Origin of the sequence: Citrobacter sp. RHBSTW-00944 (assembly GCF_013615435.1) — a bacterium.
GTDB lineage: Bacteria > Pseudomonadota > Gammaproteobacteria > Enterobacterales > Enterobacteriaceae > Citrobacter > Citrobacter braakii.
The window spans coordinates 462,168-487,347 of record NZ_CP055418.1 but is presented as its reverse complement, the minus strand read 5'-3'; the positions used below and the strand labels follow the sequence as shown (position 1 = coordinate 487,347).

Genomic DNA, 25,180 nt, shown 5'->3' with positions numbered 1-25,180 from the left:
CAGCTCTGATGAAGATTTTCGTCACTCCACCAGCAATAATTTATAAAGCGGTTGATTCTCTTCAACCAAATCAGCAAGTGTGTAGTTGTCCAGTTCCGTGAGAAAACTTTGCACTGCCTTAGAAAGCGCCTGTTTAAGTCGACAGGCTGGGGTAATGTGGCAAAACTCGCTGCTACAATTGACCAACGATAGTGGTTCCAGCTCGCGAACCACATCACCAATACCAATATCCTTAGCTGGTTTACCCAGGCGGATACCGCCATTTTTTCCTCGAATAGCAGTAACGAAGCCCGCACGGCTAAGTTGATTGATTATTTTGACCATATGATTACGGGACACGCCGTAGACTTCTGTCACCTCAGAAATACTGGTCATACGTCCTTCGGGAAGTGACGCCATGTAGATTAGCGCACGTAATCCGTAATCGGTGAAACTTGTTAACTGCACATCAACCTCAGGAAAAGGGATAAAACGGATAAACCTGGTGGTATTAATTACATTGATGATAAACCAGCCACCAGCCAGGTCGCTAATTTATTTCAGTTCAGGAAGGAAAAAAGCGAGGAACTTACGTGATTTTAAGCCGGATTATGATGCAAAGCGCCTCATCCGGCCTAAGATAGTGCAAGCGCAGCGCCATTCGACGCCACGCTATAACCATAATTATGCGTCGAACGGGTCGCGCAGGATCATGGTCTCAGTACGGTCTGGGCCAGTTGAGATAATATCAATCGGCACACCGGTCAGTTCTTCAATACGCTTGATGTAGTTCAGTGCTGCCTGCGGCAGACCGCTACGTTCCTTCACACCGAAGGTGGATTCAGACCAGCCCGGCATGGTTTCGTAGATCGGCTCGATACCTTTCCAGTCGTCTGCAGCCAGCGGGGTAGTCGTTACTTCACGGCCATCCGGCATACGATAAGCGACACAGATTTTCACCTCTTTCAAACCGTCCAGTACGTCCAGTTTGGTCAGGCAGAAGCCAGACAGGGAGTTAATCTGTACTGCACGGCGTACCGCAACGGAGTCCAGCCAACCGGTGCGACGACGACGACCGGTGGTCGCGCCATACTCGTTACCTTGTTTGCACAGGAACTCGCCAACGTCATCAAACAGCTCAGTCGGGAACGGACCCGCGCCTACACGTGTAGAGTAAGCTTTGATGATACCCAGAACGTAATCCACATAACGTGGACCCAGGCCGGAGCCGGTCGCCACGCCACCTGCGGTGGTGTTGGAAGACGTTACGTACGGATAGGTACCGTGGTCGATATCCAGCAGGGTACCCTGTGCGCCTTCGAACATGACGAAATCGCCACGCTTACGCGCCTGGTCCAGCAGATCGGAAACATCAACAACCATAGAGGTCAGGATGTCGGCAATCGCCATCACATCATCCAGCACTTTCTGGTAGTCAACTGCTTCAACTTTATAGAAATTCACCAGCTGGAAGTTGTGATATTCCATCACTTCTTTCAGTTTTTCAGCGAAGGTTGCTTTATCAAACAGATCGCCAACGCGCAGACCGCGACGAGCTACTTTGTCTTCATAAGCCGGACCGATGCCACGACCGGTAGTACCGATCGCTTTCTCGCCACGCGCTTTCTCACGAGCATTATCCAACGCAACGTGATAATCAAGGATCAGCGGACAAGCTTCAGACAACAGCAGGCGCTCGCGAACCGGGATGCCACGATCTTCCAGTCCTTTCATTTCTTTCATCAGCGCGGACGGAGACAGTACAACACCGTTACCGATGATGCTGATGACATTCTCGCGAAGAATACCTGATGGAATAAGATGGAGGACGGTTTTTTCACCGTTGATTACGAGAGTATGGCCTGCGTTGTGACCACCCTGGTAGCGCACAACATATTTAGCCCGTTCAGTCAGAAGATCGACGATCTTCCCTTTACCTTCGTCACCCCATTGGGTGCCCAGTACGACGACGTTGTTACCCATTTTTCAAAATCACCGTTTGCTTAAAAATGGATTCTACCACCGCTTTTTCAGATATACAGCACTTTTTGCATGCGAAAATCCGCAAAATAGGCTACTTATTGATCAGCCAATCGTTTTCCTCAACATGTAGTAGACCACAACGCCCGCAACCACAAGACCTCCACCAAAACGACGCAAAGTATTTTCGGGAAGTTGCGCCATTGCGGAAATCATTTTCTTCCACGCGCGTGGATAAAGCATAGGGCCCAGGCCTTCCAGCACCAAAACCAGCGCGAGCGCCAGCAAAATTGTTGAATTCATCCATCGTCCTTTTATAAAAAGAAAACCACCGCATCCCTGGGGATGCCGGTGGTTTTGCTGGTTTAAAACCGCTGGAACTTTACTAGCGTGTCGTAGCGCTCGGTGTCTTCATGTAGCGGAAGAAATCGCTGTCCGGGCTCATGATCATCACGTCCTGGTTGCCTTCAAAGCTCTTCTCGTAAGCACGCAGGCTACGGATGAAGGCATAGAAGTCAGGATCCTGGCTGAACGCATCGGCAAACAGTTTAGCGGCTTCTGCATCGCCTTCACCGCGCATGATGCGGCCCTGACGCTCAGATTCTGCCAGCGTTTTAGTCACTTCATAATCCGCCGTGGCACGCAGTTTTTCCGCTTCTTCCTGACCTTGTGAACGATGGCGACGCGCTACCGCTTCACGCTCAGCGCGCATACGGTTGTAGATAGCCTCAGACACTTCAGCAGGCAGGTTGATTTGCTTGATACGCACGTCAACCACTTCGATGCCCAATGCCGCCATACTGTTCGGGTTGATGACCGGTACTTTACCGTTTGTTTCAGCCTGAACACGCTCAGCCGCTTCGGCAATCGCGCTATCTGCCGCCAGTGTCGCGACTTCATCTTCCGTGCCAGCAGAACCGGAGTTCAGCGCATCACGAACTTCCAGCGTCAGACGACCGCGGGAATCGGTAACGATGTCTTTCACGTCCAGACGACCAATTTCAGAACGCAGACGGTCAGAGAACTTACGTTTCAGCAGGACTTCTGCCTGAGAAACATCGCCACCGCCCGTTGCCAGGTAGTAACGGCTAAAGTCACTGATGCGCCACTTAATGTAGGAGTCAACGATCAGGTCTTTCTTCTCTTTGGTAACAAAGCGATCGGCCTGGTTGTCCATGGTCTGAATACGCGCATCCAGCATCTTCACAGATTCAATAAACGGAATCTTGAAGTGCAGGCCTGGTGCAACAACCAGCGGCTTGTTTTCATCGTCACGCAGAACTTTACCAAAGCGCAGAGTAATCCCGCGCTCGCCTTCTTTGACCACAAAGACAGACATGAACAGAACTACCAGAACGATGATGATAATCGCAATAACTGACTTACGCATCGTTATTCCCCCTGACGCTGGTAGTCGTTACGCTGCGCGTTCGCGCGGCGTTGGTCCATAATATCGCCCTGACTGGTGGACGAGGTATTGCTTGCTCCAGTGCCGGACGTCGTTGCTGGCGGCAGACGCAGCAGGTTTGAACTGCTGTCACTCTTTGCTGCTGGCGCACTACCGCCTTTCAGCATTTGATCCAGCGGCAGAACCATCAGATTGCTGCCCTTATCGTTAACCAGGACTTTGCGGGTATTGCTCAGCACTTTTTCCATGGTTTCGATATACAGACGCTCGCGAGTAATTTGCGGTGCGGCTTTATATTCCGGCAGAATTTTTGCGAAACGAGCCACTTCACCCTGTGCTTCCAGGATGGTTCGCGTTTTGTAAGCACGCGCTTCTTCCAGAATACGCTGTGCCTGACCGTTAGCACGTGGCTGAACTTCGTTGGTGTACGCTTCTGCTTCACGGATGTACTGCTGCTCGTTTTCACGTGCTGCAATGGCATCGTCAAACGCGGCTTTTACTTCTTCCGGCGGACGTGCTGCCTGGAAGTTGACGTCCAGCAGGGTGATACCCATGTTGTACGGACGGATCGTTTCTTCCAGTTCACGCTGGGTATCGCTACGAATAACGGTACGCCCTTCGGTCAGGATACGGTCCATGGTGTATTTACCGATAACCCCACGCAGGGCGCTGTCGGTTGCCTGACGCAGACTGTCATCCGCGCTGGTTACGCTAAACAGGTAACGCTGCGGATCGGTCACGCGGTACTGCACGTTCATTTCAACGCGTACGACGTTTTCGTCAGAGGTCAGCATCACGCCGGATGCGGCAAGTTCACGCACGGCTTCCACGTTGACCGGGGTCACTTCGTCGACAAAGGTCGGTTTCCAGTTCAGACCCGGTTCAACCAAATGGCTGAATTTACCGAAGCGTGTCACCACGCCGCGTTCCGCTTCTTTAATGGTGTAGAAACCGCTGGCCGCCCAGATAATGACGATAGCTGCCGCTGCGATAGTAAAGACTCGACCACCCAATTGCGGACGCGGGCCTTGCGATGAGCTACCGCCGCCAGAACCAGCACCTTTACCGCCACCCAGACCACCGAGCTTTTTACTCAGTTTGCGGAAGATATCATCCAGATCGGGAGGTCCCTGATCGCGACCACCTTTGTTTCCATTTCCCTCAGGGTTGCCGCCAGGTTTGCTGCTTCCCCACGGGTCGCGGTCTTGTCCGTTATTACCGGGCTGATTCCACGCCATTTTTGTGCTCCATATTTGTTATGCGATACTATACCTGCGTATTTTGCGCTGCCGATGCGTTGGCTACGCCCCTTAATCTCAGTCACATAGTTGACTATGCTCCTGAAGATTTCAGGACTTGCCACCTTCATGCTGCACAAAACCCACAAGGTATAGAGGCGAAAAAATCTTCAGGCCATATCCGTCAGGTCAGACAATATAGTCTTCCAGTGCCGGTTCTTGTTTACAGAGGCGACGCCAGTCTACGATCGGCATACGAACCTGCAGACCCACGCTGCCGTCCTCCTCCATCCACTCTCTTTCTATTGCCTGAAGTTGGTAAAACCGGCTTCTCAGACGCCCTTCCTGCGGCGGCAAACGCAACGTATGCTGCGCCACCTCACCGGAAAGTCGCTCAGTCAAAGCCTGAAAAAGCTGTGGTATACCTATTCCCGTTTGCGCTGAAACCCAAACGCGAATGGGTTTATTCTCTTCATCTCTGTCGATACGTGGTTCAAAATCATCCAGCATATCGATTTTATTCATCACCAGCAGAGTCGGGATCTCATGCGCATCGATCTCTTCGAGCACCGTGTCGACGGCCTCGATGTTTTCCTGCACACGAAAATCTGCAGCATCAATAACATGCAGCAGCAATGTCGCCTGACGCGTTTCCTGCAGGGTGGCTTTAAACGCCGCCACCAGGTCGTGCGGCAAATGACGGATAAACCCTACGGTATCCGCCAGCACGGTTTCACCGACGTCCGCTACGTCTATACGGCGCAGCGTTGGGTCCAGGGTCGCAAACAGCTGATCCGCTGCGTAAACCCGGGCTTCGGTGATCTGGTTGAACAGGGTGGATTTTCCGGCGTTGGTATATCCCACCAGTGATACGGTTGGGACATCCGCTTTCTTGCGCGACTGTCGCCCCTGCTCACGTTGCTTTTCAACTTTTTCCAGGCGCGACTGTATTTGCAAAATGCGATTACGCAGCAAACGACGGTCGGTTTCGAGCTGGGTTTCACCCGGACCGCGCAAACCAATCCCGCCCTTTTGCCTTTCAAGGTGGGTCCAGCCACGGACCAGACGAGTAGCCATATGGCGCAACTGCGCCAGCTCAACCTGCAACTTACCCTCATGGGTGCGCGCACGCTGGGCAAAAATATCTAAAATAAGACCTGTCCTGTCGATAACAAGACACTGGCACAACTGTTCCAGGTTACGTTCCTGGGCGGGGCTTAGAGCATGATCAAAAATCACCACCGCAGCGCCAGTCGCTTTTACGGCTTCCGCAATTTCGATTGCCTTACCTTCACCAACAAAATACTTCGGGTGCGGTGCTTTACGGCTCCCGGTAATCACCTGCATTGCTTCGACACCGGCGGAAGAAACCAGAGATTCAAACTCCTGGAGGTCTTCCATATCTTTGTCTTGCGAAAAATAGATGTGTACCAGTACCGCCTGCTCACCGGCATCATAACGGTCAAACAAGCGTCAACCCCTTAATATATATCAACGGGGAACGCAGGATCGCTGGCTCCCCGTGTGTAAAACAGCTAACAACCTTATTCGGTTTCTTCGCTGTCCTGTTGCGCAGATGAACCTTGCGCGTTGCTACCGTGATGGTAGTTGCTGCCAGTGCCGCCGGTGGCATTATTGCTGTGATGAGAAACCGGGCGAGACGGGACAACAGTAGAAATCGCGTGCTTATAAACCATCTGGCTGACCGTGTTTTTCAACAGGATCACGAACTGATCAAAAGACTCGATTTGACCTTGCAGCTTAATACCATTCACCAAATAAATAGAAACTGGAACACGTTCCCGACGCAGTGCGTTCAGGAACGGATCTTGTAAAGATTGCCCCTTAGCCATTCTCTCTTTTCCTTATATGCTTATTTGTACTTTGAACCTTTCGATTCTGAAAAATTGCGCACGATACGTTTCAATTGTACACATTCAGTTCGCGATAGCACCAACAACCTGTAATACTTCGTTTCGCGCCTGGTCAGGCTTTTCACTGTCAAGCCAGTGCACCCCTTCCCAACCACGCAACCAGGTTACCTGTCGCTTCGCCAACTGCCTCGTGGCGCAAACACCTCTATAAACCATTTCATCGTATGAAATTTCGCCTTCAATGTATGACCACATCTGGCGATACCCTACACAACGAATGGAAGGCAAATCCGTATGCAAATCTCCACGGGCAAATAGCGCCCGGACTTCTGCTTCAAAACCTGAAGCCAACATCTGATGAAAACGCTGCTCAATTCGCTGATGGAGCAGTTCACGGCTCGCCGGGGCGATAGCAAACTGATGCACCTGATACGGCAAAGCATCTCCTGACGTTTGCGTCAGCTCCGTTAAAGTTTTACCCGAAATGAAAAAAACTTCCAGTGCCCGGGAAAGTCTTTGCGGATCATTTGGATGAATACGCGCCGCAGCCACTGGATCTATTTCCTGAAGCTGTCGGTGTAACGCGTCCCACCCATGCTCTGCCGCCTGCTGCTCAATTCTGGCCCTGACTTCCGGATCTGCCGACGGTAACGGCGACAGCCCTTCAAGCAAGGCTTTGAAATATAACATTGTGCCGCCCACCAGCAGCGGAATACGCCCCGCGGCGGTGATATCGGCCATCTCGGCTAACGCATCGCGGCGAAAATCCGCAGCAGAGTAAGCCTGGGACGGATCGCGGATATCCAGCAACCGGTGCGGCGCGGCCTGTAATTCATCTGCATCAGGCTTGGCTGTACCGATATCCATCCCCTTGTAAATAAGGGCGGAATCAACGCTTATCAACTCTACAGGCAAAACTTTACGCAATTCAATTGCCAGTGCCGTTTTACCGGAGGCCGTCGGCCCCATCAAAAAAATCGCCTTTGGCAGGCTCGCCTTACGGGTATCACTCATGTTTCAGGGCATTCATTACCGAATGTAAATCAACAGGTTGTAACAAACCACCCGGCGGCGCCTTCACGAGTTGTGGGCAAAGCCGCTCAACATCCGCTAACAGCGTAATCGCCTGAGCCATGCTCCACTGCGGATGCTCGCTAATCAGATTACGTGCAATCCACTGTGCAATATTGCCCGGTTCGAATTCGGACTGCTGCGCCAGGTAGCCTATCAGTTCAGGAATCAAGATTTGTAAATTTTGTTGGCGTAAGGGTAAAGGCACCGCCCGGATGGTCACATGCTGCGCATCCAGTTGAAATTCAATACCCAACTCAGCCAGTTGGCTCTGCCCTTTTTGCAGCGCCGCTTTTTCATCAGCGGTCACTTTTAGACGTAAAGGGATCAGTAACGGCTGAGCGCAAACGACGCCCTGGTCCGGCGTTAACTGCGCCTGACGTAGCCAACGTTCCGCCACCGGCAATGCCAGCAACCGAATATGACCATCGCATTCGAGTAATGCGCAGTCCGTACCGACAATGGTTAGCACCCGCCCAAAGCCTTGGCTGTTGCCGGTCAGAGGTGCTGATGGCGTTTCAGAAACCGGCGTTTTACGCGGCGGAACCGGCGTCTGTAGCAGTTGCTGATAAATCTCACCCTGCTGCTTTTGATATCCAGGCTGGGCATGAGGCCAACTGGCCCCCATCTGACGGCCACCACTGCTGCCAGCGCCAGCAGATGCTGAGTAACGCGGTGTCGCAGGTTCACGCGCCGGGGCCGGTTCGGCAAAATGGTTACGCCCGGCCGCGACGCGGTTTTCTGGGATGTGCCTTGGCGCGGGCTCGTCGTCATCAGCCAACGGCAGCGGCGTTTCAAGCTGCTGTTGCAGGACGCTCAACACGCCCTGGTAAATAAAATCATGTACCAGCCGTGATTGATGAAAACGGACCTCATGTTTGGCGGGATGTACGTTAACATCCACCTGATGCGGGTCGATTTCCAGATACAACACAAAAGCGGGCTGCTGATCGGCTCCCAGCTTATCTTCACAGGCCTGACGAATAGCATGGTTGATCAACCGGTCGCGCATCATCCGGCCATTCACATAGCAGTACTGGATTTCCGCCAGCGCCGCCGTTGTGTGGTTAGGATCGGCCACCCAGCCGCGCAGCGTTAAATCGCCATGCTGCCATTCAATCGCCAGCGCATGTTCCAGAAATGGCGTGCCGCAAATCGCGCCCAGTCGGCGCTCCTGCTGCCCATCCGCAGCCACTGCCCGGTACTGACGCACCACTTTGCCGTTGTGCGACAAATTAATCGTCACATCAAAACGTGCCAGCGCAATGCGGCGGATTATTTCGTCGATATGATTAAATTCAGTTTTCTCGGTGCGCATAAACTTGCGCCGCGCCGGAGTGTTGTAGAACAGATCTAACACCTCCAGCGTGGTTCCCACCGGATGCGCAGCGGGTTTAACCGTCACATCCATGTCGCGCCCTTCGGCATAAGCTTGCCAGGCTTCAGGTTGTTCTTGCGTACGCGACGTCAGGGTTAAACGAGAAACGGAGCTGATACTGGCCAGCGCTTCGCCGCGAAACCCGAGGCTCACGATGGCTTCGAGATCGTCAAGCGAGGAAATTTTACTGGTGGCATGACGCGCCAGCGCCAGCGCCAGCTCGTCTTTTTTAATCCCGCAGCCGTTGTCACGAATACGGATAAGCTTCGCGCCGCCGCGCTCAATATCAATATCAATGCGCGTCGCACCGGCATCGATACTGTTTTCCACCAGCTCCTTCACCACTGACGCAGGCCGTTCTACCACCTCGCCTGCGGCAATCTGGTTCGCCAGCTGTGGCGGTAGAACCTGAATCGGCATGGCTAATCCTTAATTTGTTAACGTGTTGCCAGGCGATACCGCACTGGCGGTTTGCGCCGGTGTGCCTTGAGGCCCGGTTTGCATCGGGTGCGCCTGGAAATAGTTACGCAATCCTTTGTAAATTGCCTCGGCCAGCTGCTGCTGGTAGTCATCACTCGCCAACAGACGCTCTTCGCTGTTGTTACTGATAAAGCCAGTTTCAACCAGCACTGACGGGATATCAGGCGAACGTAATACCCCAAGGCTGGCGTGTTCCGGACGACGCTTATGCATCGAGCCAATACGTTCTAACTGGCCGATCATGCTGGTCGCTACATCATACCCAACGCGTTGCGAATGACCGAACTGCAGATCCAACACGGCCTGGCTGAGATAAGGATCGGACTGGCTGTTTGCCAGCACATCGCCCGCCCCACCCAACAGTTCCGATTGCTTTTCGTGCTGTTCCAGCCAGCCGGCCATTTCACTGTTTGCCCGACGGTTTGACAGTACCCAGACGGAAGCACCAGTGGCATCCCGGTTTGGTGCGGCATCTGCATGTATAGAGACCAGGAAGTTGGCGTTTTGTTTACGCGCAACGTCTGAACGCCCCATCACCGAGATAAAGTAATCGCCATCACGGGTGAGTACGCCTTTAAACATCGGGTCATCATTGAGCAAACTGCGCAGTTTGCGCGCCACGGCAATCGTGACGTTTTTCTCACGTGTGCCACCGGGACCAATAGCGCCAGGATCCTGCCCGCCGTGTCCGGCATCAATGGCGATAACTACTTTTTCGCCGTTACTGGTACTGGCGCGCGCCGCAGGTCGTGTGGAGGTATTACTGTTGGTTACCATCGTGGTGCGATCGTTTTCCGCTTTAAACGGATTACGCGCAGGCTCGGCAGGGCGCGGGGCGATAACCGGCGCTTCAACACGCTTCGCAACCACAGGAGGTGGTGGAGGCGGCGGTGGCGCATCAGCTTTGATGGTAAACACGACGGTATAATTGCCGCCGTTCTGGCGTTTTACGGCTTCGGCTTTGCCGTTCTCGGTTAAATCCACCACCAGGCGCAGAGACTGCGCATCTTTTGGCGTGCCGGAACGGATAGATTTCACCAGATTATTGCCGCTAAACAGCAGCGGTAACCCCTGAATCACACCGGTTTGTTTAATATCCAACGCGACGGTTCGTTTCCCGTCCTGCGAAACTGCGTATTCAGGATCGCCAATAAAGCTCAGCGTAATCCGCGCTTGCTGATTGCCATTGGACACCTGAAGATCGGAGAGGCTGGCGGCCCCTGCCTGCGCGCACAGCAGGACCAGTGTTGCCATCAGCCAGTTTCTGATGCGATAAATCATCCCGCCACCCTTAAGGTTAATCGGCTAAACGCGCCAGCAATAAATCACCCGATGAGGAGACTGCGCTTATGCGCGCTTCTCGACCTTGCGCTTGATATTCAATGTGTATTTCGACGTCCGGGTCTGGCAGTACACCTTTACCTTGTTGCGGCCATTCCACCAGGCAGATGGCGTCATTGGCAAAATAATCGCGGATCCCCATAAATTCCAGCTCCTCTGGGTCCGCAAGTCGGTACAGATCGAAGTGATATACCATCAAATTATCGAGCGAATAGGGTTCAACCAGCGTATAGGTGGGGCTTTTTACATTTCCTTTGTGACCTAACGCCTGCAGGAATCCCCGGCTGAAAGTGGTTTTACCCGCCCCCAGGTCGCCGTACAAATAAATTACCGTCGCGCCATCACAGGCTTTGGCTACCCGCAGTCCCAGGTCTAAAGTCGCCTGCTCATCAGGTAGTGGAATTACTCGATTCATCATGATAAACGTCAATCACATCAGGGTTAACAATACGCTGTAGCGTGGTAAAGAGATCTGTTGCCAGCATGCCGCGCGTACCAAAACGCGCCGCCAGCACATCCGCCGCCGCACCGTGCGCGACACATCCCGCACATGCCGCATCATACGGGGTTAGCTTCTGTCCGAGCAATGCGCCAATAATACCGGAAAGCACATCACCCATTCCGCCGCTGGCCATTCCAGCATTGCCGGTATCAATAATACCCAATTCGGCCTGTTCGGCAGCAACAACCGTACCCGCGCCTTTCAGCACGACGACGCCTCCGTACCGTTTTACCAGACGTTGTGCACAAAGTAAGCGATCGTCTTCAATTTCTGCAATGGAACAGCCCAGAAGTCGCGCGGCTTCACCAGGATGCGGCGTGATCACGCGATTGTGACGTTTATCGGGGTTGATTGCCAGCAGGTTCAACGCATCCGCATCCCAGAGCATCGGTTTGCGAAAATTCTCTACCTTCTGCAGCGCTTTTTTACCCCATTCCTGCTGACCAAGCCCTGGTCCTATTACCACAACATCCGCCCACGCCAGGCTCTCCTCCAGAGTCTGCGGCGTCAGCGCATCGACCATCAGTTCCGGTCTGGCAGTCAGAATAGGCGCAATATTTTCACTACGGGTCAGCACTTTAACCAGCCCGGCTCCTGCACGCAGCGCCGCTTCACCGGCCATGCGTATTGCGCCAGCCGTGCCGTGGTCACCACCGATGATCACCAGCCGACCGTGGGAGCCTTTGTGCGAGGTGGGTCGACGCGGCGTTAACCAGTGTACAAGCTGTTGAGCATCAAACCGTTGCAGCGGCGCGTTCTGCCCCGCCAGCCAGTCGTCCAGTCCGAGTGCGTTAACATGCAGGCGTCCGGTGACATCGCGCGCTTTACCGGTTAGCAGACCAGGCTTCAACGCAATAAAGGTCACGGTGTGCGCAGCGTTGATAACCGCGCCCGGCGCCGCGCCCGTCTGCGCCAGCAGGCCGGATGGAATGTCTATCGCCACGACAGGAGCAGGATGGTGATTGGCACGTTCGATCAATACCGAGAGAGGCTCACGCGGCGCGTGTTTTAAGCCCGTGCCTGACAGCGCATCAATAATGACGTCCACGCGATCTGGCCAATTGATATCCGCAGCATGAATGACGCCACCGGCGTTAAGCCAGGCGTCGCGTGCCTGCTGTGCTTCCTCAGGGAGCGCTTTATCACTCTCCTGCGCCAGCAACGTAATATCAAGCCCCTGGGCTTTGGCAAGCCTTGCCACCACGTAACCATCACCACCGTTGTTGCCATGGCCACATAGCACCAGCCAGTGCTGAGCGTTTGGATATGTCTCGCGGGTGACCTGAAACGCCGCCTCTCCCGCCCGTTGCATCAGCTCGTACAACGTCAGTCCTAAACTGTCTGCCGCCTCTCGCTCCATCCGCCTGATGTCATCGGCGTGCCAAATGGAGTGTGGTATACTTGCGGGGTTTTTCTTCATTGTATGGTCCGTCATGTCAGAGCCCCTCGATCTCAATCAGTTAGCGCAAAATATTAAGCAGTGGGGGCTGGAGCTTGGCTTTCAGCAGGTCGGTATTGCCGATACCGACCTCAGCGAAGCGGAGCCCAAACTGCAGGCCTGGCTGGATAAACACTATCACGGCGAGATGGACTGGATGGCCCGTCACGGCATGATGCGCGCCCGACCTCACGAATTATTACCCGGTACGTTACGTGTCATCAGCGTACGTATGAACTATCTTCCTGCCAATGCGGCCTTTGCCAGCACGTTGAAAAACCCCTCTCTGGGTTACGTCAGCCGTTACGCGCTTGGGCGCGACTACCATAAACTGCTGCGTAACCGCTTAAAAAAACTGGGAGAGAGGATTCAACAGCACTGCGTTTCGCTGAATTTTAGACCTTTTGTCGATTCTGCGCCCATTCTTGAGCGTCCATTAGCGGAAAAAGCCGGGCTTGGCTGGACAGGTAAGCACTCACTTATCCTCAATCGCGAAGCTGGTTCATTTTTCTTTCTCGGGGAATTACTGATCGATTTGCCCCTGCCGGTCGACAACCCAGTAGAAGAAGGATGCGGGAAATGCGTCGCCTGTATGACCATCTGTCCCACCGGAGCCATCGTTGAACCCTACACGGTAGATGCGCGCCGCTGTATCTCTTATCTCACTATCGAACTGGAAGGCGCGATCCCGGAAGAATTTCGTCCCCTGTTGGGGAATCGAATTTACGGCTGCGATGATTGCCAGCTCATTTGCCCGTGGAACCGCTACTCGCAGTTGACGACAGAGGATGACTTCAACCCACGCAAACAGCTTCATGCTCCGGAGTTAATAGAGCTGTTTAGCTGGAGCGAAGCGTGGTTTTTAAAAGTCACGGAGGGGTCTGCTATTCGTCGTATTGGTCACCTGCGCTGGCTGCGAAATATCGCTGTTGCGCTGGGTAATGCCCCATGGGATGAAGCCGTTATTCACGCGCTGGAAAGTCGCAGAGGTGAGCACCCACTTCTCGACGAACACATAGAGTGGGCGGTTGCTCAGCAAATCGAGAAGCGAAATGCCTGCGTAGTTGAAGTGCAGTTACCGAAGAAACAACGTTTAGTCAGAGTCATTGAAAAGGGTCTGCCGCGTGACGCTTAAGTCATCCACAGCTTGTGTATAAAAATAAAAACACATTGATATTCAAGAGGGAAAAAATCGTCAAGTGATCGCATTAACAATTTGAAATGATAATTAATTCAATATTTTCAAAGAGTTAAAATGATACTATTCACCCGACTAAGTTTTTTGCACTCCAGGAATAATACCCAAACCTGTGGATAAGTCTGTTTACAAGAGTATGTCAATGACGAAACAAAACGTCCCCAACGTATTTATTCGCTGTGGATATTTTTATTGGGGTAAGAATTTGGAGCGGGAAACGAGACTCGAACTCGCGACCCCGACCTTGGCAAGGTCGTGCTCTACCAACTGAGCTATTCCCGCTTGGGTGTGTCTGTGCTTTGTAGACAAAAGCACTTTCAAATTTTGGAGCGGGAAACGAGACTCGAACTCGCGACCCCGACCTTGGCAAGGTCGTGCTCTACCAACTGAGCTATTCCCGCTTAATCTTCGTCTTTCGAACCGCTACTGCGTTGGCTGCCTTCATTCGCCTAAGTCACTTACTTCGGTAAGCTTCTAAGGACTCATTCAACTGCCGCCTTGTCGCAATTCGAAATTCTGCGATTGGTGGTCTGTGCTTGACAAGCACTTTCAAATTTTGGAGCGGGAAACGAGACTCGAACTCGCGACCCCGACCTTGGCAAGGTCGTGCTCTACCAACTGAGCTATTCCCGCAAATTTGTACTGCTTTTGCTGCTGCCGTAACGTGTAATTCTCTGTCGTTACGGGAGGCGCATTATACGAGAAATCCGTTTAGCTGCAACCCCCCTAAAAGCGATTTTTTCGTTTTTCTGTTTAAGTGCTGAATTTATCGGCAAGTCGTCTAATTTAGCGACAATCCAGCCTCAGTGCAAGCTCACAGGAACGATATTCGTAGGCCGGGTAAGCCACAGCGCCGCCCGGCAATCTACAAAATCAAAGCTTAATAAAATGTTCGCGATAGTAAGCAAGCTCAGCAACAGATTCACGAATATCGTCCATCGCCTGATGCGTTCCCTGCTTGGTGAAGCCAGCAAGAATTTCCGGCTTCCAACGACGCGCCAGCTCTTTCAGAGTACTGACGTCAAGATAGCGATAATGGAAATACGCCTCCAGCTCCGGCATGTATTTAAACAGGAAACGGCGATCCTGACCGATGCTGTTGCCGCAGATAGGTGATTTCCCTTCTGGAACCCACTCTTTCAAAAAAGCCAGCGTAGCCAGTTCAGCTTCACGATCCCCCATGGTGCTCGCCTTCACGCGATCCACTAGCCCACTACCGGTATGCGTACGTACGTTCCAGTCATCCATTAATGCCAGCTGTTCGTCGGACTGGTGCACCGCAATTGTCGGTCCTTCAGCCAGAATATTCAGGTTGGCATCCGTCACCAGCGTGGCTATCTCAATTATGCGATCGCGCTCGGGATCCAGACCTGTCATCTCCAGATCGATCCAAATCAGGTTGTTTTCATTGGCACTCATGCTATTTTCCACCCTTCAGCGTCACATTCAGTGTGACTATATTCATCTAAAATTGCGTGTATCATAAATGTTTTGCCCATTATGGGCGACCAGGAGTCAGTCCGATTGAGTAAGAATAAACTCTCCAAAGGCCAACAGCGCCGTGTGAACGCCAATCACCAGCGTCGTCTGAAAACGTCCACGGAGAAGCCAGACTACGACGACAACCTGTTTGGCGAAACCGCTGAAGGCATCGTAATCAGCCGTTTTGGCATGCATGCCGACGTGGAATCTGCTGACGGTGAGATTCACCGCTGCAACATCCGCCGTACAATTCGCTCGCTGGTGACCGGCGATCGCGTTGTCTGGCGCCCGGGAAAAGCAGCAGCAGAAGGCGTGAATGTCAAAGGCATCGTTGAGGCGGTACACGAGCGTACCTCGGTACTGACACGTCCCGACTTTTACGACGGGGTGAAACCCATTGCCGCCAACATCAACCAGATCGTTATTGTCTCAGCCATCTTACCCGAGCTGTCACTCAATATTATCGACCGGTATCTGGTAGCCTGTGAAACGCTACACGTTGAACCAATTATCGTATTGAATAAGATCGATCTGCTGGATGACGAAGGCATGGCCTTTGTTAACGAACAGATGGATATTTATCGCCACATTGGCTATCGCGTGTTGATGGTATCAAGCCGCACGAAAGACGGCCTGAAACCGCTTGAAGAAGCATTAACCGATCGCATCAGCATTTTTGCCGGTCAGTCGGGCGTTGGTAAATCTAGCCTGCTCAATAATCTTCTCGGTCTGCAGGAAGAGATCCTGACCAACGATGTCTCCGACAACTCCGGCCTTGGACAGCACACCACCACTGCCTCTCGCCTGTATCATTTCCCGCACGGTGGCGACGTTATCGACTCCCCTGGCGTACGTGAGTTCGGCTTGTGGCATCTGGAGCCGGAACAAATCACACATGGTTTTGTCGAATTCCATGACTACCTGGGCCACTGCAAATACCGCGACTGCAAGCATGATACCGATCCAGGCTGCGCTATCCGTGAGGCCGTAGAAAAAGGGGCAATAGCTGAAACTCGGTTTGAAAATTATCACCGCATCCTGGAAAGCATGGCGCAGGTAAAAACACGTAAAAACTTTTCTGATACAGACAACTGACAACTAAGCTAAGCATCGCTAGAATCGTCCCCCTTTTTTCAGGATCCGGCCCGTATGCCGGATCGGGAACAAATTATGGCCTGGAGGCTACCTTGTTAAACTCATTTAAGCTTTCGCTACAATACATTCTGCCGAAACTATGGCTCACTCGCCTGGCGGGTTGGGGTGCGAGCAAACGAGCGGGATGGCTGACTAAACTGGTTATCGATCTGTTCGTGAAATATTACAAGGTCGATATGAAAGAGGCGCAAAAGCCGGATACCGCCAGCTATCGCACCTTTAACGACTTCTTTGTTCGCCCACTGCGCGACGACGTTCGCCCGATTAACACCGATCCAAACGTACTGGTCATGCCTGCTGACGGCGTGATTAACCAGTTAGGAAACATCGAAGAAGACAAACTGCTGCAGGCCAAAGGGCACACCTATACCCTTGAAGCACTGCTGGCCGGCAACTACCAGATGGCGGACAAATTCCGCAACGGTACGTTTGTGACCACTTACTTATCTCCACGCGATTACCACCGTGTACATATGCCGTGTAACGGTATCCTGCGTGAAATGATGTACGTGCCAGGCGATCTCTTCTCTGTAAATATCCTGACTGCGCAAAACGTTCCAAACCTGTTTGCACGCAACGAACGCGTAATCTGTCTGTTTGATACCGAATTTGGCCCGATGGTGCAGATTCTGGTCGGCGCGACCATCGTCGGCAGTATTGAAACCGCATGGGCTGGCACCATTACCCCACCGCGTGAAGGCGTCATCAAACGCTGGACCTGGCCGGAAGGCGAAAGCGAAGGGTCGGTGGCGCTGCTGAAAGGTCAGGAAATGGGCCGCTTTAAGCTCGGTTCCACCGTTATCAACCTGTTCGCGCCTGGCAAAGTTAACCTGGTTGAGCAGTTGCAGGACCTTTCAGTGACCAAAATCGGCCAGCCAATGGCCATCTCGACCGAGACATTCGTGACGCCAGAGGCAGAACCTGCCACGCTTGCGAAAGAAGAGATCGAAGCAGAACACGACGCCAGCCCGCTGGTTGACGACAAAAAAGACGAAAGTTAAACATAGGAATCGCTGCTGTGCGCCTGATTATCACTTTTCTGATGGCCTGGTGCCTCAGCCTGGGGGCGTACGCTGCGACGGCCCCCGATGCCAAACAACTCACCCAGGAACTGGAGCAGGCAAAAGCGGCGAAACCTGCTCAGCCAGAAACCGTCGAGGCGCTCCAGTCCGCGCTGAATGCCCTCGAGGAGCGTAAAGGTTCTCTCGAACGTGCCCAGCAATATCAGCAGGTTATTGATAACTTCCCCAAGCTGTCCGCAACATTACGCGCGCAGCTTAGCAACCTGCGCGACGAACCGCGCAATGTGCCAACCGGACTCACCACCGATGCGTTAAACCAGGAGATCCTCCAGGTCAGCAGCCAACTGTTGGAAAAGAGTCGTCAGGCCCAGCAGGAGCAGGATCGCGCCCGGGAAATCGCCGACTCGTTAAGCCAGCTTCCTCAACAGCAAACCGATGCCCGCCGCCAGCTAAATGAGCTTGAGCGACGTATTGGTACCGCCAACTCTAATCCCGCGCAGAATCAGGCGATGCAGGCTGAATCCGCCAAACTCAAAGCCCTGGTCGATGAACTGGAGCTGGCGCAGCTTTCCGCTAATAACCGCCAGGAGCTGGCGCGTATGCGCTCAGAGCTGGCGGAAAAACAGAGCCAGCAGCTCGATACTTACCTGCAGGCTTTGCGCAACCAGCTCAACAGTCAACGTCAGCGTGAGGCAGAGCGAGCGCTGGAAAGCACCGAACTGTTGGCGGAAAACAGCGCGGGACTGCCGGAAGGTATTGTCGACCAGTTCAAGGTTAACCGCGAACTGTCTCAGGCATTAAACCAGCAGGCGCAACGTATGGACCTGGTCGCCTCGCAACAGCGTCAAGCCGCCAGCCAAACGCTACAGGTGCGCCAGGCATTGAATACGCTGCGAGAGCAGTCTCAGTGGCTTGGGGTCTCAAATATGCTGGGAGAAGCACTGCGCGCGCAGGTATCCCGTTTACCGGAAATGCCCAAGCCTCAGCAGTTGGATACCGAAATGGCGCAGCTTCGCGTGCACCGTATGCGCTATGAGGATCTCCTTAACAAACAGCCGCAGTTGCGTCAGATTCATCAGGCCGATGGACAACCGCTGACCGCTGAACAGAGCAGCATTCTCAACGCCCAGTTACGCACCCAGCGTGAGCTGTTGAACTCTTTGTTACAGGGCGGCGATACGCTGATCCTTGAGCTGACCAAGCTCAAAGTCTCTAACAGCCAACTGGAAGATGCGCTAAAAGAGGTCAACGAAGCAACGCACCGCTATCTGTTCTGGACCTCGGACGTTAGCCCCATCTCCCTCTCCTGGCCTGTCGACATCGTCCAGGATCTGCGGCGTCTGATCTCATTAGATACGTTTAATCAGTTGGGCAAAGCCAGCATCATGATGCTGACCAGCAAAGAAACGCTGCTGCCGCTTTTCGCGGCATTGGTGCTGGTTGGCTTTAGCCTCTCTTCGCGCAAACACTTCACCCGTTTTCTGGAGCGTTCATCTGCCCGGGTCGGGAAAGTCACCCAGGACCACTTCTGGCTGACAATACGCACGGTGTTCTGGTCGATACTCGTCGCTTCTCCGTTGCCGGTGCTGTGGGCAACGCTCGGTTACGGATTGCAGGAAGCCTGGCCTTATCCACTGGCTGTCGCTATCGGCGATGGCGTTACCGCCACGGTGCCCATGCTGTGGGCAGTAATGATTTGCGCCACCTTTGCGCGCCCAAACGGTCTGTTCATTGCCCACTTTGGCTGGCCGCGTAACCGCGTCGCGAAAGCCATGCACTATTACCTGATGAGTATCGGGCTGATTGTGCCGCTGATCATGGCGGTGATTATGTTTGATAATCTCAATGACCGGGAATTCTCCGCCTCACTGGGGCGTCTGTGCTTTATTCTGATTTGCGGTGCGCTGGCGGTCGTGACCCTGAGCCTGAAACGCGCCGGAATACCGCTGTACCTCGATAAAGAGGGCAACAGCGATAACATGGTCAACAGCATGCTGTGGAATATGCTGATGGGCGCTCCGCTGATTGCCATTCTCGCTGCAGCAGTGGGCTATCTCGCCACGTCGCAAGCTTTACTGGCGCGTCTTGAAACGTCCGTAGCTATCTGGTTCTTGTTACTGGTGGTGTATCACGTTATCCGCCGCTGGATGCTGATCCAGCGCCGCCGGCTGGCGTTTGACCGCGCCAAGCATCGACGTGCTGAAATGCTGGCGCAGCGCGCACGGGGTGAAGAAGAACCAGCGCATTCCACCAGCCTTGAAGGCACGATTGATGTTGATGAAAGCGAAGTGGATCTAGATGCTATCAGCGCGCAATCACTGCGCCTGGTGCGCTCTATCCTGATGCTTATCGCCCTGCTCTCGGTCATTGTGCTGTGGTCAGAAATTCATTCCGCTTTCGGCTTCCTGGAAAACATCTCGTTGTGGGATGTCACCTCCACGGTGCAGGGTGTGGAAAGTTTAGAGCCGATAACGCTGGGTGCAGTGCTTATCGCAATCCTGGTGTTTATCATCACTACCCAGTTAGTGCGCAACCTGCCCGCGCTGCTGGAGCTGGCGCTGCTACAACATCTCGATTTAACCCCCGGCACCGGTTACGCCATCACTACCATCACCAAGTACCTGCTGATGCTGATTGGCGGTCTGGTTGGCTTCTCAATGATCGGTATTGAGTGGTCCAAACTGCAATGGCTGGTAGCGGCTCTCGGTGTCGGTCTGGGCTTTGGTTTGCAGGAGATCTTCGCCAACTTTATTTCCGGCCTGATTATCCTGTTTGAAAAACCAATCCGCATTGGCGACACGGTGACGATTCGCGATCTTACCGGTAGCGTGACGAAAATTAATACCCGCGCCACGACCATCAGCGACTGGGACCGCAAAGAGATCATCGTCCCCAACAAAGCCTTTATCACCGAGCAGTTTATCAACTGGTCGTTATCGGATTCGGTCACCCGTGTGGTATTAACCATCCCGGCACCGTCGGAGGCTAACAGCGAGGAGGTTACGCAGATCCTGCTTACTGCCGCACAACGCTGCTCGCTGGTTATCGATAACCCGGCACCAGAAGTCTTCCTGGTTGACCTGCAGCAAGGGATTCAAATCTTCGAACTGCGTATTTATGCCGCTGAAATGGGGCATCGTATGCCGCTGCGCCACGAAATCCACCAGTTGATTCTGGCAGGCTTCCGTGAGCACGGTATCGATATGCCGTTCCCACCGTTCCAGATGCGTCTGGAGAGCCTCGGCGGTAAGCAAACGGGAAGAACCTTAAGTTCTGCGGGCAGAAGCAGTCGCCCGGCGGGGAGTTTGTAAGTCATGCCACAATAAGACGTGAGGTGTGCTTACACTACCCAGCGTCTTATTTACCAGCATAATTGATATCTAATGATAAAACGCCATAACCAAAAAAGCAGGAGAGCCGCCATGACAGAATATTGCCAGATACCGCGCTGTCTTCTCCATACGATCGCATAGATAAAAGGAATAAACAGAGGTAGTGTTAAGATTATGCCCACAGAACGAACATCGTCGTCCTCAATATAATCCATGACATCACAGACATTATTGATTCCCCTGCCGTCAATAAACCATTCCTTGTCCTGAGTTGAAAACATAATTATCAATATAATGCTAACTATGCCCCAGATGAAATTCAATGTAAAAGACTTCCAACTCATTAGCCGTCTCGCATAATTTTAAGTATTGCATCTTTCTTTTCTATAATTCGACGACCATATTCACTATACTCACGATCCGGAAAACCGGGTTGTTCACTAATAGATTGGATAATATCCTTTTTATTTCTCATGGTTCCACGATTATATCTAGAACCAGCCAATATTATTTGTTCATCTGTCAAGTACATAGTATCAGAATCTGGATTGTCATATAAAATAAGATCGCGTAAATGGAATGCTACCACCCGAATATTAAAGTGGTTATCAAGCAAACACTGCGACAAGCGGAATTGCTGAAAATGAGTCAGTTTATCTGGGTGAATACCTATTGTTCTTGCTGCAACGCCTATCTGGATAGCAACTGAACCGACAGATGTAGCATTCGACCATTCATTGCTGCTCTTTCCCAATACTTCTTCAATTACCTGTCTAAATTGCAGAACACCAACACCTTTAAATCTCTCTGGAGTTCCGCCAACTTCTGCGACAGCAACACCTGCAAGGAGTAATTCTGGGACTCTTGCTTCATAAGCACATTGTTTTATAATAGTTCTATGGTGAATTAACCAAGCCGTTTTATAATACCAAAGATATGATTTCCCAGTCATAAAACGCCAATTGGTAGGCAGGGCATACCAACGGAAAAAATCCAACCCGTTCCAATGAGGAAAACCATATTCGTCTATCTCACAAAATGGCGGAGAGCTGATCATCATAAAAATTTAATCACCAAGGCAATGTAAACATTGACCTAACAATAGCCATGATTCTCAACCAGTAATGAGACAGACATCACAAGCATAAAAGGAAAAATCAGAAGTTATATTTTTTAAAATAAATTCATAGCAGCAATCATTTCCAATTATACAATATCACCCCAAGATGATTGTCATAATAAATATATCAAAAGATATACACACGAATATCATTTTGATAAATTATAAAAATGATTTAATACGAACAAAGCCCGGACGGTATCCCTATCGGGCTTTGCGGAAATTCAATATTTATCTTTCCTTAGTCTGTCACCCACCGGGGGAGTTTCACCATACGACGGCTGTAGTTCTGATAAATCGCCATTGCCAACAGCGAGAAGAAGATCGGGCCTCCGGTCATCCACAATGCGCTGTTCCAGTCCCCAGCTTCAATCACCGGCTGGATGATGGTGAACACATTGGCAAACGTCACCACCAGCACAACCACCGATGTGGCCAGTAACGTCGCCGCTCGGGTTTTAAAGACAACAAACGGTCTTTCCAGGCCCGTACGGGCTTTAAAGAACGGAAACGCCAGCGCGAGGAACAGATACGGCAGCGTCATCGAGACGTTCGCCATCAGCGTCAGTTTGTTATAGAACGCTGAAGCCGTATCGCCGCCAAACGAAACCAGCAGGATAAACAGGCTCACCAGCAGGCACTGCAACCACATTGCCGTCGTCGGCATCCCCACGGCATTCAGTTTGGTCATTGGCGCTGGCCACAGCGCCTTCGGCGTTCCCTGAATAATCGCTTTCAGTGGCGAATAGCTGAGCGTGAAAAAAGCGCCGGTATAAGCGAGAAACATAGAAAGCCCGGTGATACGCGCGAACCACACCCCCGTCGCCATCGCGGTTTCAGGAGAAACATGCAGCGCGTTACCTAACGTCATCCCGAGGCTTTTCATCAGGATATACGTTATATTGCCGAGGTTGACCGAGCTATTGCTTAATACTTGCTGCCAGTTGGTGCTAACGCCCCATAAAAATATGGCCAGTGAATAACCGACAGAAATGACAATCGCGGCAAAGACAATGCCTTTGGCAAAGTTCTTTTCTGGCTTTTCTGTTTTATCAACTAATCCCCCCACGGCTTCTATTCCGCCGTAAGCAAAAATAGCAAATACAACAAATGACAACATGGCCAGACCGGACTGATATCCCGGATTAGGCGAGGAGATGAAATTAATATCCTGCGCAAAGTGACCACCAGTTAATAACAAAATAGCGACACTCACTAACAACAGAACTAAATTAAGACACATTACGGCAATTCCGCCTACAGCCGTAATACGAGCAATCTTATTAATACCCCGGGAGGCCACGCAGGTTACCAGAATCATCCAACCGACGGCGAGCAACCCGACGACCTGCGTAGGCTCAAGTCCCGCAAAACGCCAGTGCTGCGTCATGTCTGCGCCAAATAAGAAAGTTGAAAAAGGTACCCAGACTTTCGCTGCAGTGCTTACCATCCATATCACATAGGAAGAAAACCACATAAACGTGCCGATAAACGCATAGCGTGGCCCAACGCTATTATTCATCCACGAATAGATTCCGCCCTCTTCTTTCCGATAGGCAGCCCCCATTTCCGCCATCATTAAAGCAAATGGGATAAAGAATAATAATGCAGAAAATATATACCACGGAATCGCGCTATACCCCATTAAATAGAATGCGGAGGGGCTATTCGCAAAACCGAAAACAGACGTAAATATCATGAGGATGAGACCTATTAGGCTCATCTTTTTTATTGTTTGGGTCATTAAACCATCCCTTACTCTGGCAAGCGTTTAACAAACGCCACTCACCGGTTGGCACTGCCCTCTTTTCAGAGTTCAGCGATAGAAAAATCAACACAGAATTGATACCTGAACGATATCAAATATCCAGGAGTAAATTGTGGCTATTAGAGGGTAAATGAAAAAACATGCTACAAAGTGGCCATTTCACCGCCACTTTGTATGGAAGGAGAGTGCGTTACGCGCGATCGACGGTAAATGCGATAACCTCGGCCAGGCTCTCTGCGCCCAGCGCCAGCATCACCAGACGGTCAACGCCCAGCGCCACGCCAGAGCAATCCGGCATCCCCACTTTTAACGCTTCAAGCAGGTTGGTGTCGATAGGCTGCTGCGGCAAGCCACGCGCGGCACGTTTGCGGTTATCCTGTTCAAACCGCTGCTGCTGTTCGCGCGCGTCGGTCAATTCATGGAAACCATTCGCCAGTTCAATACCTTTGTAGTAAACCTCGAAACGTTCAGCCACGCGGTGATCTTCGGTACTGATTTGCGCCAGTGATGCCTGGCTGGCCGGGAAATGATACACAAACGTCGGTTTGTCTTTGCCAATATGCGGCTCAACGCCCATCGTAAACAGCAACTGCAGTAAGGTGTCCCGGTCTTCTTCGGTATCGGCGATATTGCTGAGATCCAATTTCGCCGCCACTTCCCGCAGTTGGGTTTTATCCGCAGACAGCGGGTCTATCTCCAGATGGCGCTGGAAGGCTTGCTGGTAAGAGAGACTTTCCGCAGGTGAGCAGTCCAGCACCTGCTGGAGCAAATCATCCACTTCATTCATCAGGCGATACATATCGTAGTGCGGACGATACCACTCGAGCATGGTGAATTCAGGGTTATGATGACGCCCCATCTCTTCATTACGGAAGCTGCGGCACAGTTGATACACCGGGCCGCATCCTGCCACCAGCAGGCGCTTCATATGGTATTCCGGGCTGGTCATTAAATAGAGATTCATTCCCTGGGAGTGTCCAGGGCCGACGAAACGCGTTTCGAACGGGAACAGATGGATGTCCGTTACCGTTGCCTGACTCATACAAGGGGTCTCAACCTCAAGCACGCCACGATCGGCAAAAAAGCGGCGAATCTCCGCTATAATTGCTGCACGTTTTAACAGATTGGGGATGGACGCGCTCGGCTGCCAGGTTGCCGTTTCGCTCATGGTTGTTTCTCCGATTTAAGACAAGGGCACGAAGTCTACTCGTATCGCGTTAACGAGACAAATTTCGCACGCCAATAATCCACACTGGCAATTGGATAAAAAAAGCGACATGGGGTGGTTTAGTAATTAAATTAATCAAATTCAATGATAATTCCCCCCTTTGACACGCTAAAAAAATCGAACACGTCAAATTTCCCGCACATCCCTGAGACTATACTATTGTACCTATAAAGGAGCAGTGGAAAC

General features: G+C 52.1%; 21 protein-coding genes and 3 tRNA genes. 4 read left to right on the top strand and 20 right to left on the bottom strand.

Going from position 1 to position 25,180, the window contains the following annotated elements; all coding sequences use genetic code 11:
• Positions 1-21: 21 nt before the first annotated feature.
• From nsrR to nnr, 12 genes are all read right to left on the bottom strand, one after another.
• On the bottom strand, positions 22-447 hold the full coding sequence (nsrR, locus tag HV334_RS02305; protein ID WP_003025609.1) for a nitric oxide-sensing transcriptional repressor NsrR: 426 nt from the start codon (positions 445-447) through the stop codon (positions 22-24).
• Positions 448-663: 216 nt separating this feature from the next.
• On the bottom strand, positions 664-1,962 hold the full coding sequence (gene purA, locus HV334_RS02300; RefSeq protein ID WP_003025606.1) for an adenylosuccinate synthase: 1,299 nt from the start codon (positions 1,960-1,962) through the stop codon (positions 664-666).
• Between the two features lie 102 nt (positions 1,963-2,064).
• Positions 2,065-2,262, bottom strand: coding sequence for a DUF2065 family protein (locus tag HV334_RS02295; protein ID WP_019078201.1), 198 nt, complete (start codon positions 2,260-2,262; stop codon positions 2,065-2,067).
• A gap of 82 nt (positions 2,263-2,344) precedes the next feature.
• Positions 2,345-3,349, bottom strand: coding sequence for a protease modulator HflC (hflC, locus tag HV334_RS02290; RefSeq protein WP_181221120.1), 1,005 nt, complete (start codon positions 3,347-3,349; stop codon positions 2,345-2,347).
• A 2-nt stretch (positions 3,350-3,351) separates the two neighbouring features.
• Positions 3,352-4,605 (bottom strand): FtsH protease activity modulator HflK, encoded by a 1,254-nt coding sequence (gene hflK, locus HV334_RS02285; protein WP_016151416.1) that lies wholly within the window; start codon positions 4,603-4,605, stop codon positions 3,352-3,354.
• 189 nt (positions 4,606-4,794) lie between these two features.
• Positions 4,795-6,075 carry a ribosome rescue GTPase HflX gene (gene hflX, locus HV334_RS02280; RefSeq protein ID WP_016151415.1) on the bottom strand — a complete coding sequence of 427 codons (1,281 nt, stop codon included), beginning with the start codon at positions 6,073-6,075 and terminating at the stop codon, positions 4,795-4,797.
• Between the two features lie 74 nt (positions 6,076-6,149).
• Positions 6,150-6,458 carry an RNA chaperone Hfq gene (gene hfq, locus HV334_RS02275; protein ID WP_003025584.1) on the bottom strand — a complete coding sequence of 103 codons (309 nt, stop codon included), beginning with the start codon at positions 6,456-6,458 and terminating at the stop codon, positions 6,150-6,152.
• Positions 6,459-6,542: 84 nt separating this feature from the next.
• On the bottom strand, positions 6,543-7,493 hold the full coding sequence (gene miaA, locus HV334_RS02270) for a tRNA (adenosine(37)-N6)-dimethylallyltransferase MiaA (protein WP_016151413.1): 951 nt from the start codon (positions 7,491-7,493) through the stop codon (positions 6,543-6,545).
• Positions 7,486-9,348, bottom strand: coding sequence for a DNA mismatch repair endonuclease MutL (gene mutL, locus HV334_RS02265; protein ID WP_181221119.1), 1,863 nt, complete (start codon positions 9,346-9,348; stop codon positions 7,486-7,488). The genes miaA and mutL overlap by 8 nt, the downstream gene beginning before the upstream one ends.
• 9 nt (positions 9,349-9,357) lie before the next feature.
• The gene (amiB, locus tag HV334_RS02260; protein WP_141876169.1) at positions 9,358-10,689 is read right to left on the bottom strand and encodes an N-acetylmuramoyl-L-alanine amidase AmiB; all 1,332 of its coding nucleotides are present in this window, start codon (positions 10,687-10,689) and stop codon (positions 9,358-9,360) included.
• 16 nt (positions 10,690-10,705) lie between these two features.
• Positions 10,706-11,167, bottom strand: a complete 462-nt coding sequence (gene tsaE / locus HV334_RS02255; protein ID WP_016151410.1) for a tRNA (adenosine(37)-N6)-threonylcarbamoyltransferase complex ATPase subunit type 1 TsaE — start codon at positions 11,165-11,167, stop codon at positions 10,706-10,708.
• The gene (nnr, locus tag HV334_RS02250; RefSeq protein WP_181221118.1) at positions 11,139-12,686 is read right to left on the bottom strand and encodes a bifunctional ADP-dependent NAD(P)H-hydrate dehydratase/NAD(P)H-hydrate epimerase; all 1,548 of its coding nucleotides are present in this window, start codon (positions 12,684-12,686) and stop codon (positions 11,139-11,141) included. The genes tsaE and nnr overlap by 29 nt, the downstream gene beginning before the upstream one ends.
• Between nnr and queG the strand changes: the two genes are divergently transcribed.
• Entirely contained in the window at positions 12,685-13,824 is a 1,140-nt protein-coding gene (gene queG, locus HV334_RS02245; protein ID WP_047500017.1) for a tRNA epoxyqueuosine(34) reductase QueG, read from the top strand. The two genes, nnr and queG, sit on opposite strands and share 2 nt — an antisense overlap.
• 269 nt (positions 13,825-14,093) lie before the next feature.
• Here queG and HV334_RS02240 read toward each other — a convergent pair.
• From HV334_RS02240 to orn, 4 genes are all read right to left on the bottom strand, one after another.
• Positions 14,094-14,169 (bottom strand) — tRNA-Gly (locus HV334_RS02240).
• A 43-nt stretch (positions 14,170-14,212) separates the two neighbouring features.
• Positions 14,213-14,288, bottom strand: a tRNA-Gly gene (locus tag HV334_RS02235).
• A gap of 156 nt (positions 14,289-14,444) precedes the next feature.
• Positions 14,445-14,520 (bottom strand) — tRNA-Gly (locus HV334_RS02230).
• Positions 14,521-14,760: 240 nt separating this feature from the next.
• Complete coding sequence (gene orn / locus HV334_RS02225; protein ID WP_016151407.1) at positions 14,761-15,306, bottom strand: oligoribonuclease; 546 nt, start codon at positions 15,304-15,306, stop codon at positions 14,761-14,763.
• A 105-nt stretch (positions 15,307-15,411) separates the two neighbouring features.
• Between orn and rsgA the strand changes: the two genes are divergently transcribed.
• The 3 genes from rsgA to mscM all read left to right on the top strand — a co-directional run bounded on the left by rsgA (position 15,412) and on the right by mscM (position 20,857).
• Entirely contained in the window at positions 15,412-16,464 is a 1,053-nt protein-coding gene (gene rsgA / locus HV334_RS02220) for a small ribosomal subunit biogenesis GTPase RsgA (protein ID WP_019078196.1), read from the top strand.
• Between the two features lie 92 nt (positions 16,465-16,556).
• A complete protein-coding gene (gene asd, locus HV334_RS02215) occupies positions 16,557-17,525 on the top strand; it encodes an archaetidylserine decarboxylase (protein ID WP_181221117.1) in 969 nt (322 codons plus the stop codon).
• Positions 17,526-17,542: 17 nt separating this feature from the next.
• Positions 17,543-20,857 carry a miniconductance mechanosensitive channel MscM gene (mscM, locus tag HV334_RS02210; RefSeq protein WP_016151404.1) on the top strand — a complete coding sequence of 1,105 codons (3,315 nt, stop codon included), beginning with the start codon at positions 17,543-17,545 and terminating at the stop codon, positions 20,855-20,857.
• Between the two features lie 50 nt (positions 20,858-20,907).
• Here mscM and HV334_RS02205 read toward each other — a convergent pair whose 3' ends face one another.
• The 4 genes from HV334_RS02205 to epmA form a co-directional block, all read right to left on the bottom strand.
• Positions 20,908-21,222 (bottom strand): YjeO family protein, encoded by a 315-nt coding sequence (locus HV334_RS02205; RefSeq protein ID WP_047500022.1) that lies wholly within the window; start codon positions 21,220-21,222, stop codon positions 20,908-20,910.
• Complete coding sequence (locus tag HV334_RS02200; RefSeq protein ID WP_181221116.1) at positions 21,222-21,938, bottom strand: hypothetical protein; 717 nt, start codon at positions 21,936-21,938, stop codon at positions 21,222-21,224. Before HV334_RS02200 ends, HV334_RS02205 begins: the two co-directional genes overlap by 1 nt.
• 301 nt (positions 21,939-22,239) lie before the next feature.
• On the bottom strand, positions 22,240-23,742 hold the full coding sequence (yjeM, locus tag HV334_RS02195) for a glutamate/gamma-aminobutyrate family transporter YjeM (RefSeq protein WP_047500025.1): 1,503 nt from the start codon (positions 23,740-23,742) through the stop codon (positions 22,240-22,242).
• 214 nt (positions 23,743-23,956) lie between these two features.
• Entirely contained in the window at positions 23,957-24,934 is a 978-nt protein-coding gene (epmA, locus tag HV334_RS02190; RefSeq protein ID WP_003830517.1) for an elongation factor P--(R)-beta-lysine ligase, read from the bottom strand.
• Positions 24,935-25,180: the final 246 nt, after the last annotated feature.

Coding starts and splice junctions, on each gene's coding strand:
- HV334_RS02295 (WP_019078201.1), bottom strand. CDS start 2,262: ATGAATTCAACAATTTTGCTGGCGCTCGCGCTGGTTTTGGTGCTGGAA.
- hflK (WP_016151416.1), bottom strand. CDS start 4,605: ATGGCGTGGAATCAGCCCGGTAATAACGGACAAGACCGCGACCCGTGG.
- yjeM (WP_047500025.1), bottom strand. CDS start 23,742: ATGACCCAAACAATAAAAAAGATGAGCCTAATAGGTCTCATCCTCATG.
- HV334_RS02200 (WP_181221116.1), bottom strand. CDS start 21,938: ATGATGATCAGCTCTCCGCCATTTTGTGAGATAGACGAATATGGTTTT.
- miaA (WP_016151413.1), bottom strand. CDS start 7,493: ATGAGTGATACCCGTAAGGCGAGCCTGCCAAAGGCGATTTTTTTGATG.
- tsaE (WP_016151410.1), bottom strand. CDS start 11,167: ATGATGAATCGAGTAATTCCACTACCTGATGAGCAGGCGACTTTAGAC.
- epmA (WP_003830517.1), bottom strand. CDS start 24,934: ATGAGCGAAACGGCAACCTGGCAGCCGAGCGCGTCCATCCCCAATCTG.
- nnr (WP_181221118.1), bottom strand. CDS start 12,686: ATGACGGACCATACAATGAAGAAAAACCCCGCAAGTATACCACACTCC.
- mutL (WP_181221119.1), bottom strand. CDS start 9,348: ATGCCGATTCAGGTTCTACCGCCACAGCTGGCGAACCAGATTGCCGCA.
- hfq (WP_003025584.1), bottom strand. CDS start 6,458: ATGGCTAAGGGGCAATCTTTACAAGATCCGTTCCTGAACGCACTGCGT.
- orn (WP_016151407.1), bottom strand. CDS start 15,306: ATGAGTGCCAATGAAAACAACCTGATTTGGATCGATCTGGAGATGACA.
- amiB (WP_141876169.1), bottom strand. CDS start 10,689: ATGATTTATCGCATCAGAAACTGGCTGATGGCAACACTGGTCCTGCTG.
- purA (WP_003025606.1), bottom strand. CDS start 1,962: ATGGGTAACAACGTCGTCGTACTGGGCACCCAATGGGGTGACGAAGGT.
- hflC (WP_181221120.1), bottom strand. CDS start 3,349: ATGCGTAAGTCAGTTATTGCGATTATCATCATCGTTCTGGTAGTTCTG.
- HV334_RS02205 (WP_047500022.1), bottom strand. CDS start 21,222: ATGAGTTGGAAGTCTTTTACATTGAATTTCATCTGGGGCATAGTTAGC.
- queG (WP_047500017.1), top strand. CDS start 12,685: ATGTCAGAGCCCCTCGATCTCAATCAGTTAGCGCAAAATATTAAGCAG.